This window comes from Proteiniphilum sp., assembly GCF_034927365.1.
Classification (GTDB): domain Bacteria; phylum Bacteroidota; class Bacteroidia; order Bacteroidales; family Dysgonomonadaceae; genus Proteiniphilum.
The window spans coordinates 1-12,901 of sequence record NZ_JAYFQD010000038.1 but is presented as its reverse complement, the minus strand read 5'-3'; the positions used below and the strand labels follow the sequence as shown (position 1 = coordinate 12,901).

Genomic DNA, 12,901 nt, shown 5'->3' with positions numbered 1-12,901 from the left:
AGATAGTGGAACCCTCTGTGATGATGCAGATGTTGTTTTATTCATATTCAGACCAGAATATTACCGTATTACAGAAGATGAAAGAGGAAACTCATTGTTGGGTGTTGCTGAGATCATGGTTAAGAAAAATAGAAATGGATCCCCCTTCTCGGTAAATCTTCATTTTGACCCTGAATATCGATTATTCAGTAATATTATTCAATAGCGTGCTGATCAGGGAAAAGCTACCTGTAACCCTATACGAAAAGCTGGACTAATCTGAATTAGTCCGGATTTTCGTACTGCGTTAATGTAAGTTGATTGATAATCAATGCCATTTGTACATCCAGAGGGTGCAAATTCGAACTCTTTTCTGGAAGATTTGAAACGAATTAATCAATCGAAAGACAGTCTATACCAGTATGATTCAGAAGAAAATCACCCCAAAGGGAAACAGTCTCAAATCACAACAACGGTTCGAAAATTAAAAAGGTAAGAACCTTTTGATACGAATATTGAGCTAATAAAAAACATAAACACTAAGTATCAGAGGATAAAAATGTACTTGCGGGCCCGTATATTGGATCTCTATATGTTGATTTTACTCATAATTTGATCAACAAAAGCATTTGCATCGGAAATTAAATCAGAGATCTCTTCTTTTGAAATATCTATATAGGTACCATCTTTCCCTCGTCCGTTTTTATGGGCGAACTTATGCCGGTTTGAGATGTGTTTATGCATTGTGTCGTTTATGTCATTAATAGCGATATCGAAGATTTCTCTGTATATTTTATCAATGCGTTTGATATTGCTATAAGATAGCTCAATCACGCCATCTATCACCTTTTGTTCATATTCTCCAATCATACCCTGATTTAAGAATTCCTTTGCTTCTTTTCTGAACGGGTCAAATAAAAACTTATGGAAATCATGAAAGATATTCTCATCTTCTGTTATTTTGGTTAATATGGTATCACAAATAAATGTCTCTACCGATGCTATTACATTAACAATGGCTTGTCCGCGTATAATTTTTATATATTTCTCATTTAATCCGGAGTTACTTACTACTTCAAGTAATTCAGATATATCATTTACTATTTGGATGTAATCTCTATGTGCTTCTGAAAAATCCTTATGTAAAAGAACTGCGCCTAACTCATAGGTAGCAAATCCACACTTTGCGTAATAACTATTAAAAATTGATTGAGGTCGTTCGTCGCTAATCTCAAGAAACCTATAACCGTTTTCCTCCTCGTTTGGCTCCCACGTTTCAGATCCTTCGGGAGGTTCAGGGAAGAGAGCCCCTATATTTGTAGATTTAAAGTAAGGTGTTTTTATTACGATACCTCCATTTACATAAATAATTTTTCCCATGATTATTTGTTTTAATAGTTAATTTACAAAGATACGTATTATTTTAGATATTTTTTCATTTTGTTGTCTTTGCCATTGTATTTTTAGAATACTGAGCATATGAAAAACTTTTACTATGAAGGTATGGCACAATATCAGGCCGACGCTCAATTGATAATAAATGAACGACAGTATCCAAGTCATAGGAGAACAGCGAGAAAAAAGAGACCAGCGAATTCGCCATAAAATAAGAATATTTTATACCTGTTTGTTGCCGGATAATGGATTATATTTTATACGATTATTGCGTGATTTGGATATATTCTTGAGAATGGAAGAAGATAAAACAAACGATTTAACTCCCGAAAGAGTAGTTCAAATCTTAAAAAAGAAAGGAACGGAGGTCAATTTGGAGGAAGCCAAAACAATCTTGGCATTTGTCAAAAAGATTGCCAGTATTGCAGTAAATCAATATTTAAGGGGAAAATTTTAGTCATATAAAGCGAGAATGTTGCAATGATAAAGGCTGATTTATATATACGTGTATCAACAGATGAACAGGCGGACAAGGGATATTCACAACGTGATCAGGAAGACCGTTTAAGAAAATATTGTGAGATTAAAGACATTTTCATAAGGGATATTTATTTTGAAGACCATTCTGCTAAATCTTTCAATCGACCCGAATGGGAAAAATATCTATCAAACCTACGTAAATCAAAAAATAGTAGGGTAGGGAGTTTGTTGCTTTTTACAAAATGGGACAGGTTCAGTAGGAATGCCGGTGATGCCTATCAAATGATTAGCCAGTTACGGAAATTTGGTGTCAGTCCCGAAGCGATAGAACAGCCCTTAGACCTCTCCATCCCTGAAAACAAGATCATGCTTGCATTCTATCTTGCTGCACCGGAAGTTGAAAATGACAGACGGGCATTGAATGTTCTTCATGGGATGCGCAGGGCGAGAAAAGAGGGGCGGTATATGGCTACTGCTCCGTTGGGATATGTAAACAAAACGGGAGAAAACAAAAAGAAATATATTGCTCTGCACGAAGTTGAAGCCCCCATATTGAAGTGGGCGTTTGAAGAAATCGCTTCAAGTAATTTCAATACGGAACAGATATGGAAGCAAGCAAAGAAAAAAGCTAATGGGATAGGTCGATTCAGTAGAAATAGCTTTTGGAGAGCTATACGAAACCCGTTGTATTGTGGTAAAATTTTCGTTCCTCCATATAAAGAAGAAAAAGGGTATTTTGTAAAGGGTCAGCATGAACCACTAATTAGCGAGAAACTATTTTGGGAAGTGCAGGACGTACTGGACGGGAGGAAGCGAGTCGTAAAACCGAAGATAGTCTCAACTGAAGATTTACCTCTTAGGGGCTTTCTAAAATGTCCTAAATGCAATAGGATGCTGACAGGGAGTTCTTCAAGGGGTAAGTTGGGTGTTTATTACAATTATTATCATTGTAGTACATCATGTGGAGTAAGATTCAAAGCCGAAATAGTTAATGAGGCTTTTATAAAACAATTACGTTATATGTCGCCAAAAGCTGGCATGGTTGATCTTGTTATTGAAGCCTTTATAAAAGACTTCAATAGCAAGACTAAGACACAAAATGCTGAAAGGACAAATATTATTAATGAAATTGATTCTTTGAACAAGCGCTATCAAAATGCACTTTTAAAGAATGCCGATGGCGAAATGGCTGATGATGATTTTAAAGAAGTAAAGAAACTTACGAAAGGAAAAATAGAGGTTTTAGAACGCAGATTGAACGACTTGGCAACAGTTGGAGCAGAGATTAAAGATTTGGTGGCGAGTACTTTAAAAAAGGTCGCAAATATAGATAGACGGTACGAGAATGGGGATATAGAAGAAAAAAGGATTATATTCGGTTCGATGTTCCCTGATTTTTTGGAGTTTGACGGAACAAAACATCGAACCCCGAGACTAAATTCCGTGATTGCTATTATCTATCAGTCTAACAATAAGTTACAAGGACAAAAAAGCGGGACAAGTCTCTCTTTTTTTGACTTGTCCCGCTGGGTACGCCCGGCGGGAATCGAACCCACATCGTCGGAACCGGAATCCGATATTCTATCCATTGAACTACGGGCGCAGGATTTATCTTATTGCCTGAATGAAGCGTTTTCCCATTTCATCGTAACGGAATCGCTTTTCAGGAAAGGCTTTACCTCTGCTATTTGATCATCGGTTAAAAGTGCTTTGTAGTTGAGTGTCAGTGTTAAATTGTTTCCAGTTTCACTAAAAGCAGCCGAGATCGGATAAATGTGGTGCAAAGATAGGGCATATTTATAATTTTCCATCTCTTTTTTTGAAGAATCGAAGAAAATTTCTGAAGAAATTTTCGGCAGGAAGATGTTACTCTCAACTTTTTCCCACTTTGTCGTGTAGAAAAAGATATGACTATCACAAACGTCTGCACAAACGGTTTTGATTATACATACGATCGAAGAATCGCTCGTAACCGGTAATAGTTTCAACTGGATGGTACCAACGTCCGATGTTTTTATCTTGAGGTAGTCATTCCTTTGTCCTACTTTCTTGATCTCCCCCAATACATAAGGAACGGTTGTCTGGCCCGAATCGACCAATAGCATGGTTTTATTGCCTTCCGAAACTCCCGGAAGGAGTTCCGATGGCATTGTTTTGAATACTTCTCCTATATTTTGTCCTTTTGCCACTATAGAAACGGAGAGTAAAAATATCCATATAAAATTTCGCATATTCATTTATTCTATATTTCTCAATCTGCCTGGAATCTCTTTTATCCTTTCGCTGTTTGATTTTTACTTTGAAGATGAATGGTTATGATGATCATTATCGAGGTGTGGTGCGTGATAAGCCCCCACTTTGGAGATGTTTGCAATATCACGTGTTTCGGAAATGATCACCCTTAGTTTCGAAACGGAAACGTCATCAAACCTGAGCAATCGTTTATAGCCTATGGTGGTGCCCTTAGCCAGTTCAATCCACTGGTCGTTCAACCACCCTTCCACAGCAAACTCTTCCACACGCTGTCCCTTGCGGATATCTTCCTGCAGCATCACCATATTGATTGTTTCACCGGGTATCACATTAAATTCACGGGCTTCTCCGGTACGGGCTTTCCATTCCATATTGGCATTGGTGAGCTTTTCGTTTTCAAACGTTTGGGTGATATAGTCTCCAAATTGTCTGAGGCGTTCTGCATCAGTCTCATATATCCTGCCACGTTTATCCGGAGGAATATTCAATAAGAGTACGGAATTCATCCCAACGGATTGAAAATATATATCTACCAGTTGCGATAATGTTTTCACCTGCTGATCTTCTTCCGGATGATAAAACCAGCCCGGACGTATTGATACATCCACCTCGGAGGGATACCAGTGAATAGTTCGCGCTTCTTCTATAATCCGGCGACTACCCAGATCTTCGGTGGTCGGGGAAATCCCCAGTCGGATATTTTCGTTGATGAATAGATCACTGATATCCGGCTGTAATGGTGTAATGCTCCATTCAGTTTCCCTGCCGAAACCTTCTTCATTACCTACCCACCGTATATCGTTACCCATAATCGCTTTCAAAGCTTTGGGTTGAAGGCTGTCTATCACCTGATAGAAATGTAGCCAGTCATATTTTTGTACTTTACTATCATGCTCATCTCCGTGCGCACCGTCAAACCATACTTCATGAATCTCTCCGTAATTCGTAAGTAACTCTGTCAATTGTTGTGCGAACATAGCATTGTATTGCTGAGAGTCGCCGTAACTTTTGGCGTTTCTGTCCCATGGTGACAGGTAAATTCCGAATTTCATATTGTGTCTTTCGCAAGCATCCTTTACCTCTTTTACCACATCTCCTGTTCCATTTCGCCATGGTGAAGATACGACCGAGTGGCTGGTAGTCCTGGTAGGCCAAAGACAAAAGCCATCATGATGCTTTGCCGTCAGAATAATCATTTTAAATCCTGCTCTCTGTAAAGTGCTAGCCCACTGGTCTGCATCTAAATCAGCGGGATTGAAGAGTGCCGGGTCTTCTGTGCCATCTCCCCACTCTTTTCCGGTAAAGGTGTTCATCCCAAAATGTATGAAGGCGCCTAATTCCATTTGATGCCATTCATACTGACTTTGCGTAGGAACAACATAAGCCGACAGTTTGACTTTCTGATCGGAGGTAAGTAAATCGGGGAAAGTCAGTTTTTTCTCGAAATAAGAATTGGTCCTCTGGTTACATCCGGAGAGAGCTGCGAGTAGTAGTAATAAAGCGGTAAAAAAGATCTTTCTCATTTCCAACTTTGTATATAATTGACTTTACGGACAAATCAGGCTTGTCCTTTGGTTTCATTCTCCATATCATTTGGGAGAATAGATAAACAAAGTTACTATTTTTGGCAGAATATCAAACAAGAAAGCCACCCTTTTGGGGTGGCTGTACTTCAAATTCAATTTTACTCCCTGCTTAATTCACAGCAGGAACTTCTTCAACCACTTGTTTCAGGGTGTCGGTAGCAGCTTCTTCAGCAGCTTTGATTGCTGCCTGGATGCTATCAGCCTTAACTTTCGCGATGCTGTCTAATCTGGCTGCTGCAGCAATGCTGTCTTGAGCCGATTTCTCAGCATTTTGTTGAGCATGGTTGCATGAAGTGAAACCCAAAGTTGCGATAGTAGCAACTAAAAAAAGTACTTTTTTCATTTTTTAAATAATCTTAAACGATAAATAATAATGCTTCATCAAAAACAATGCAAAATTATATCAAAAACATGTTTTATAACATGTTTCTCTAAAATATTATAGTTAAATAATATTAATCGATTATCAATCTTGATGATTGGAAAAAAAGAATCCTTATTTAATTTGATTTATTACTCGTAGAGGAAGCGCTTGATGGTCTTTTTAGGTGTTTTTTCAAACTCTACGTCCATTATTTCTATGGCTGAAATCCGCTCATATTGGGCTACAGACTTGTTGAGTATCTCCTTATTCTCATCCATAATCCCTTGGAGCTTTTCTTCCGGGATATTATCTTCTTTCAAGGCAGGAAACTCGGGATAAACCAGAGCTACAAGTTTTGATTTACGTAAAACAACCAAACTCTCCATAACATATGGGAGGTTGTTCAGGCGCGATTCTATCTCTTCGGGATAAATATTCTGTCCGTTCGCCGAAAGGATCATGGTTTTGATTCTCCCTTTGATAAAAAGACGTTTTCCTTTCATCACTCCCTGGTCACCGGTTTTAAGCCAACCGTCTGAGGTAAAAGTATCGGCCGTCGCTTCGGGATTTTTATAATATCCTTTCGTTACGTTTTCTCCTCTGACCTGAATCTCTCCCGGAATATTTTCCGGGTCGGGCGAATCAATACGTGCTTCCATGATATTTTCTAATATGGAACCACAAGAGGAGCGTACAAAATCGTAATGATGGTCGTAGGAAATAAGTGGAGCACACTCTGTCATACCATATCCGACAGTAAAAGGGAATTTTATCTTATGAAAGAAAGCTTCTACCTCTGCGTTGAGCGCTGCCCCTCCGATAATTACCTCCCTGAAATTTCCGCCTAAACTCTTTATCAGAGACTTTTTTATTATACCAAGTATAAGTTTATTGAGGCCCGGTACTTTTAAAAGCGTTTTTACAATCGGTTTTTTTATAATAGGTAGAATACGTTTCTTATATATTTTTTCAAAAACAAGGGGTACAGTAATGATAAGGTGTGGTTTCACTTCCTGGAATGCTTCAATAAGAACCTGCGGGGTAGGAGAGACTCCCAGTAGTGTAATGTGCACACCGGCAGAAAGAGCGTAGAGGAAATCGAAGGCACAACCATAGACATGCGACATGGGTAAGAATGCCAGATTGCGATCACCTCTGAAAAGCAGATCCAGTTTATGGGCGTAGGTAACATTTCCGGCAAAATTGTTTGCAGTAATCATCACACCCTTACTGAATCCGGTTGTTCCGGATGTGTAATTGAGACAAACCACTTCGTCGTTGCTTACTTCTGCATAATGTATGTTCTCGCGTAAGAAATTCCTTGAATAAGTGTGATGGAAGAGGTCTTCGAGGTTTAACACTATTTTGTTCGTCCTTATATTATCACTCTTTATAAGTAAAAAGGAGGGTAACTCGAATACAGGTATCTTCAGATTGTCTTTGTCGATGGACTTCCAAATAGCATCATTGATAAAAACCAGTTTTGAATCGGAATGATTGATGATATGGATAATACTCCCTGCGTTGAATTCGTGTAAGATAGGGACAATTACTGCACCGTAAGTGATTGTGGCCATAAAAACAATCGACCAGGTGGTGTGATTTTTCCCGACCAAGGCGATCTTATCTCCTTTTTCAATCCGTAACTCTGAAAACAGAAGGTGCAGTTTGGCTATCTCACACGCCATTTCGGCATAGGTGTATGTAGTTCCGGTTTTATAATCGGTCAACGCCGGTAGATTCCAATTCTCTTTGAAACTCTTTTCGTATATTTTAATGAAGTTTTGCTCAATCATAATTGCACAATATTGCTAAATATGTGCAAAAGTAATAGCTAAAAATATATTATCAAAGAAAAAAGAGGGGTAAATTAGGAGTAAAATTGTAATTTTGTCGTTTCTTTTATTCACAGAGTAATTTATTGTCATGTCAATTATAGCTTCCATAGATCTGTTTATGAGAAGAATAGATGTGAATACGGCGAATCAGATATGATTGATAGAACTATTTTTCAAAATAAAACGGCAGCCTATTATACGCTTGGCTGCAAATTGAACTTTGCAGAGACATCCGCTATCGGTCGACAGTTATTGAACTCGGGTGTACTTCGTGCCCGGAAAGGGCAGGAAGCTGATATTTGTGTGATCAACACCTGTTCTGTCACCGAGTTGGCAGATAAGAAGGGGCGTCAGGCTATCCGGAAAGCTATCCAGGAGAACCCGTCGGCATTTATAATTGTGACAGGGTGTTATGCCCAGTTGAAACCTGAGGATGTGGCCGGCATTGAAGGTGTTGACCTGGTATTGGGGGCAGAGCAAAAGCTCGATGTGGTGAAATACCTTGATAATCTGCAGAAAAAAGGGAAAGGGGCGGTCATTACCTCCAAAACACACCGCATACGCTCGTTTGTTCCGTCTGTTTCGGCTGACGACCGGACCCGCTATTTTTTGAAAGTACAGGACGGATGTGACTATTTTTGTTCATTCTGTACGATCCCTTTCGCGAGAGGAAGGAGCCGTAACGGATCGATAGCCGATCTGGTGAGGCAAGCTGAACAGGTTGTGCAGGAGGGTGGCAAAGAGATTGTGCTCACCGGGGTAAATATTGGCGATTTCGGGCATAGTACCAAAGAGACTTTTCTGGATCTTATCCAGGCACTCGATAACGTGGAGGGGGTGAAGCGCTATCGCATCTCTTCTATTGAGCCGAATTTGCTGTCGGATGAGATTATCGATTTCGTAGCCGGATCGAATCGTTTTGCACCTCATTTTCACATGCCGTTGCAATCGGGAAGTGATGTCGTGTTGAAACTGATGAAACGACGCTACGATACGGCACTATTCCGCCACAAGGTGGAAAAGATCAAAAAGATCCTTCCCCATGCTTTTATCGGAGTAGATGTAATCGTGGGTGTAAGGGGTGAAACGGATGATTACTTTGCAGAATGCGAATCGTTTATCCGTTCTCTCGATTTCTCCCAACTGCATGTGTTTACCTATTCCGAACGTCCCGGTACGGCAGCGCTAAGTATTGATCACGTGGTGGAACCGAAGACGAAACATACACGTAGTAAGTCGCTATTGGATCTTTCCGATGAACGGTTGTGGAATTTTTATCTCTCTCAACAAGGACACCGGAAGAAAGTATTGTTTGAACATACACGACGGGGTAAGAAAATGCATGGCTTTACCGAAAATTATGTAAAGTTGTACGCCGATTACGATGCATCCTTAGTGAACAGGGTAGTAGAGGTGGAAGTGGGCGCATATGATGAGGAAGAAATGGCAATGAAAGCGATTTTTTAATGGAGGACGAAGGAAGTAAAAAGGGGATCGGGTATTCGCTGTTGTACGCATTGGTGTATATACTTGCGTTATTGCCTTTTAGAATACTTTATATTCTTTCTGATATCCTCTACCTGGTAGTGTATCATGTAGCAAGATACAGGAGGAAACTTGTAAGGAAAAATTTGAAGAATACTTTTCCGGAAAAAACGGAGAAAAGTATTGAGAAGATAGAAAAGAAATTCTACCGCCACCTGTGCGACTATTTTGTAGAGACAATCAAAACGCTTCGTCTTTCTGATGAAGAGATGCGAAAGCGGATGAAATTTGAAAATCCGGAGATAATTGAACGGCTCATTTCCAACGGGAAATCCTGTATTGTGAGCCTGGGCCATTACGGCAATTGGGAATGGGTTACCTCTATCGGTTTACAATTGACCTCGGATACTGAATTAGGATTAGTTTATAAAAAATTGCATTCCCGGGCATCAGACTATCTTTTCCGGAGGATACGAAGTCATTTCGGTGCAATACCGATAGAGATGAAAAATGTCATCCGGCAGATGATCCGGCTTCAGGACCAGGAAGAAGTAATGGTGATAGGATTCCTGAGCGATCAAAGGCCTGGCCCGCGTCAAGAGAAATATTGGACTACTTTCCTCAACCAGCAGACTCCCGTGCAGGTGGGTATGGAAAAAATAGCACGACGTCTCGGGAACTCAGTCGTTTATTTGGATATTGAGAAGGTAAAAAGAGGATATTATGTCGGCAAATTATTTCTTATCTCTGCCGATGCTAGTGAAGAGGCCGAGTTCAGTATTATAGAGAAATATATGAGGAAATTGGAGGAAACAACATTGCGGGAACCGGCTTACTATCTCTGGTCGCATAACCGGTGGAAATTCAAGAAACCGGAAAATTGATTTGATGATTTACTGAGGTGATGATGTGCCAATTTGACGGAATGTGAATAGGTGATTAGGTGGATAGGTATGAGATGGAAAAAGTGGGAAAGTGGACAGGTGGAATTTTTAGTTTTTAAGTAATTTGTAATTTGTGATAAGAGTATCAGTCGTTATATTGAACTGGAACGGAAGGAAATTGCTGGAGCAGTTTCTTCCTTCGGTGCTGCAACACACATTGAGCGAAGAAAGCAATGTGGTCGTGGCCGATAATGCTTCGGCTGATGATTCGTTGGAGTTCCTCAGGAGTCACTATCCTGATTTACCGGTAATTACATTGGATAAAAATTATGGATTTGCTGATGGATATAACAAGGCATTACAACAGATCGATTCGGAATACCTGGTATTACTCAATTCAGATGTGGAAACCTCATCGGACTGGCTCCAGCCTCTTATCTCCTATATGGATACACATCCGGAAGTGGCAGCGGTGCAGCCGAAAATACGTTCATACAAGGAGAAAAAAATGTTTGAGTATGCCGGTGCAGCCGGAGGGTTTATCGATCGTTATGGTTATCCTTTTTGTAGGGGTCGGATACTGCATGTAGTGGAAGAAGATCATAATCAGTATAACACCGAAATACCGATATTCTGGGCGACCGGGGCGTGCTTTTGCATCAGGAAGAAAGACTACACGGAGGCAGGAGGATTGGATGGCCGTTTCTTTGCTCACATGGAGGAGATAGATCTCTGTTGGCGGTTGAATGCCCGGGGCAGGAGAGTAATGTGCATACCCGATTCTGTGGTTTATCATGTAGGGGGAGCATCGTTGAATCAGGATAACCCGAAAAAGATGTACCTCAATTTTCGTAATAATCTGCTGATGCTCTATAAGAATATACCACAACGGGGATACCTGTCTACATTTATCATACGATTTTTCTTTGATATTCTGGCTTGTATACGACTTTCATTAAAGGGAAATTTCAAGAGTGTATGGGCGGTAGTCGATGCTTATAAGGATTTCCGGAAGATGAGACCCTCTTATGAACCTTTTCGCAAAGAAAATCTGCGTAAAACAATTATAGAACATATTCCAACCCAATATAGGAGGAGTATCCTGATGGATTTCTACTTCAAAGGAAAAAAGAGTTATTCGGCTGTCAATCGGGGGGGAAATAGTATCACTCGAAATGGAAGCTAAGTGTGATCATCCGTTGGACGGCTTTCGATAGCGAGTTGGCATATTTATGTAGATCGTCCTCTTTCAAGTCTACTCTATCCTTTTCTAATAAATCAACCAGACCGAAACTGAACTTCAGCTCCGGAGCCAGTTTGAAAAGCGGTAAATAAAAATCGCATCCTACACCAAACTCAATTCCGGTATCATACGTTTTTAACAATACAGCCTTGTTTTTGGTAGAAGCTAATTCCAAACTCCCATAACCGCCTACAAGGAGATATGGCCGGAAATTATTGATCCTGTCAGCTGATATCTTCAGGTGCAGCGGTAGAATGATATAGCTGTTACGAATGTTTGTCGTGTATTCCTCTCCTGTTGATTGCTCCCTGAATACAAAACTCTTATCACCCAGATAGAGTGATGGAATTGCTCTAAGATTCATAAACCTGTTAAGGTACATGTCCCCAATAATTCCGACGGTGAACCCCGGAGAATATTGGGGAATTTCAGAAAACCATGACTCTCCATTTTCATTGACAAATCCCGATTGGGTGAGTATCAAATCCTGAGTATGCATGCCAAGAGTAAATCCCAGATGGAACAATCGCTGATCGGCATAGGGCCGGTGTTGCAATTTATGGTGTTGACTGTACAGGTTTCCCGAAACTACCATCAGCAGAAGAATATATGTTATTTTCCTGATCATACCTTATTACAACGTTTTTCATGGCTGGTTATTGTGTTTGTCCTACTCCTTCTATAATTTAATTGAAGATATATTTATATGGATTCTAAATAACGACCAATCTCTTGCACATTTTTTGTTTTAGAAAAAAACTGACTATCTTTGCATCAATATAAAGTGATTACAATAACTAATTTATTATTTATTATGGCTTACGTAATTGATGATACTTGCATTGCCTGTGGAACATGCATCGACGAATGTCCTGTTGAGGCTATATCAGAAGGCGATATTTATGTAATTGATCCTGATGTATGTACTGATTGTGGATCTTGCGCAGAAGTATGTCCTACAGAATCAATTCATCCGGAATAGAACTCCGGAATATTGAATGAAGAAAGTCGAACAGTTGTTGTCCGGCTTTTTTTGTGCCTTATAATTGGGATTATCCGGATATTAAAAACCTTGTTCTTTTGAATTAAAACGACGTCAGAAGAGAGCAGGCATAAAAAAACGCCCCCTGATGGAGGCGTTTTACTATAAAGTATAATACTATGTATTATCCGTTTACTTTTGCCATGTAAGCAACGAGGTCGAGTACTTTGTTTGAATAACCCCATACGTTGTCATACCAGCTGATAACCTTTACGAAAGTCGGGCTCAATTGGATACCTGCTTTTTCGTCGAAGATGGAAGTGCGGGCGTCACCGATGAAATCGCTTGATACTACATCTTCGTTAGTATAACCGAGGATACCTTTCAGTTCGCCTTCAGACGCTTCTTTCAT

General features: G+C 39.9%; 12 protein-coding genes, 1 tRNA gene and 2 pseudogenes. 7 read left to right on the top strand and 8 right to left on the bottom strand.

Annotated features, from left to right (window positions below):
• Positions 1–205 (top strand): DnaB-like helicase C-terminal domain-containing protein (locus tag VB073_RS17090; RefSeq protein ID WP_323405395.1); only part of this gene is annotated, 205 nt, incomplete at its 5' end.
• A gap of 362 nt (positions 206–567) precedes the next feature.
• Here VB073_RS17090 and VB073_RS17085 read toward each other — a convergent pair.
• The gene (locus VB073_RS17085; RefSeq protein ID WP_323405394.1) at positions 568–1,359 is read right to left on the bottom strand and encodes a HEPN domain-containing protein; all 792 of its coding nucleotides are present in this window, start codon (positions 1,357–1,359) and stop codon (positions 568–570) included.
• Between the two features lie 160 nt (positions 1,360–1,519).
• On the opposite strand from VB073_RS17085, the gene VB073_RS17080 reads away from it, so the two are divergent.
• Together VB073_RS17080 and VB073_RS17075 are read left to right on the top strand one after the other, a co-directional pair.
• Positions 1,520–1,831 carry a hypothetical protein gene (locus VB073_RS17080; protein ID WP_323405393.1) on the top strand — a complete coding sequence of 104 codons (312 nt, stop codon included), beginning with the start codon at positions 1,520–1,522 and terminating at the stop codon, positions 1,829–1,831.
• A gap of 23 nt (positions 1,832–1,854) precedes the next feature.
• Positions 1,855–2,859: pseudogene (locus VB073_RS17075) on the top strand (recombinase family protein); the annotation flags it as partial.
• Between the two features lie 526 nt (positions 2,860–3,385).
• On the opposite strand, the gene VB073_RS17070 reads toward VB073_RS17075, so the two are convergent.
• From VB073_RS17070 to VB073_RS17050, 5 genes are all read right to left on the bottom strand, one after another.
• Positions 3,386–3,457 (bottom strand) — tRNA-Arg (locus VB073_RS17070).
• A gap of 10 nt (positions 3,458–3,467) precedes the next feature.
• Complete coding sequence (locus VB073_RS17065; protein WP_323405392.1) at positions 3,468–4,085, bottom strand: DUF3256 family protein; 618 nt, start codon at positions 4,083–4,085, stop codon at positions 3,468–3,470.
• Between the two features lie 63 nt (positions 4,086–4,148).
• Positions 4,149–5,630 (bottom strand): alpha-L-fucosidase, encoded by a 1,482-nt coding sequence (locus tag VB073_RS17060; RefSeq protein WP_323405391.1) that lies wholly within the window; start codon positions 5,628–5,630, stop codon positions 4,149–4,151.
• 172 nt (positions 5,631–5,802) lie between these two features.
• Positions 5,803–6,036 carry a hypothetical protein gene (locus VB073_RS17055; RefSeq protein ID WP_323405390.1) on the bottom strand — a complete coding sequence of 78 codons (234 nt, stop codon included), beginning with the start codon at positions 6,034–6,036 and terminating at the stop codon, positions 5,803–5,805.
• Positions 6,037–6,206: 170 nt separating this feature from the next.
• Positions 6,207–7,853 (bottom strand): AMP-binding protein, encoded by a 1,647-nt coding sequence (locus VB073_RS17050; RefSeq protein WP_323405389.1) that lies wholly within the window; start codon positions 7,851–7,853, stop codon positions 6,207–6,209.
• 195 nt (positions 7,854–8,048) lie between these two features.
• Between VB073_RS17050 and mtaB the strand changes: the two genes are divergently transcribed.
• The 3 genes from mtaB to VB073_RS17035 all read left to right on the top strand — a co-directional run bounded on the left by mtaB (position 8,049) and on the right by VB073_RS17035 (position 11,450).
• Complete coding sequence (mtaB, locus tag VB073_RS17045; protein WP_323405388.1) at positions 8,049–9,362, top strand: tRNA (N(6)-L-threonylcarbamoyladenosine(37)-C(2))-methylthiotransferase MtaB; 1,314 nt, start codon at positions 8,049–8,051, stop codon at positions 9,360–9,362.
• A complete protein-coding gene (locus tag VB073_RS17040) occupies positions 9,362–10,264 on the top strand; it encodes a lysophospholipid acyltransferase family protein (protein ID WP_323405387.1) in 903 nt (300 codons plus the stop codon). The genes mtaB and VB073_RS17040 overlap by 1 nt, the downstream gene beginning before the upstream one ends.
• A 133-nt stretch (positions 10,265–10,397) precedes the next feature.
• Positions 10,398–11,450, top strand: a complete 1,053-nt coding sequence (locus VB073_RS17035; RefSeq protein ID WP_323405386.1) for a glycosyltransferase family 2 protein — start codon at positions 10,398–10,400, stop codon at positions 11,448–11,450.
• Here the strand turns inward: VB073_RS17035 and VB073_RS17030 are convergent.
• Entirely contained in the window at positions 11,431–12,135 is a 705-nt protein-coding gene (locus VB073_RS17030) for a porin family protein (RefSeq protein WP_323405385.1), read from the bottom strand. The two genes, VB073_RS17035 and VB073_RS17030, sit on opposite strands and share 20 nt — an antisense overlap.
• Positions 12,136–12,321: 186 nt before the next feature.
• Between VB073_RS17030 and VB073_RS17025 the strand changes: the two genes are divergently transcribed.
• Positions 12,322–12,489, top strand: a complete 168-nt coding sequence (locus VB073_RS17025) for a DUF362 domain-containing protein (protein WP_323405396.1) — start codon at positions 12,322–12,324, stop codon at positions 12,487–12,489.
• A gap of 184 nt (positions 12,490–12,673) precedes the next feature.
• Here the strand turns inward: VB073_RS17025 and VB073_RS17020 are convergent.
• A pseudogene (locus tag VB073_RS17020) lies at positions 12,674–12,901 on the bottom strand (type I glyceraldehyde-3-phosphate dehydrogenase); the annotation flags it as partial.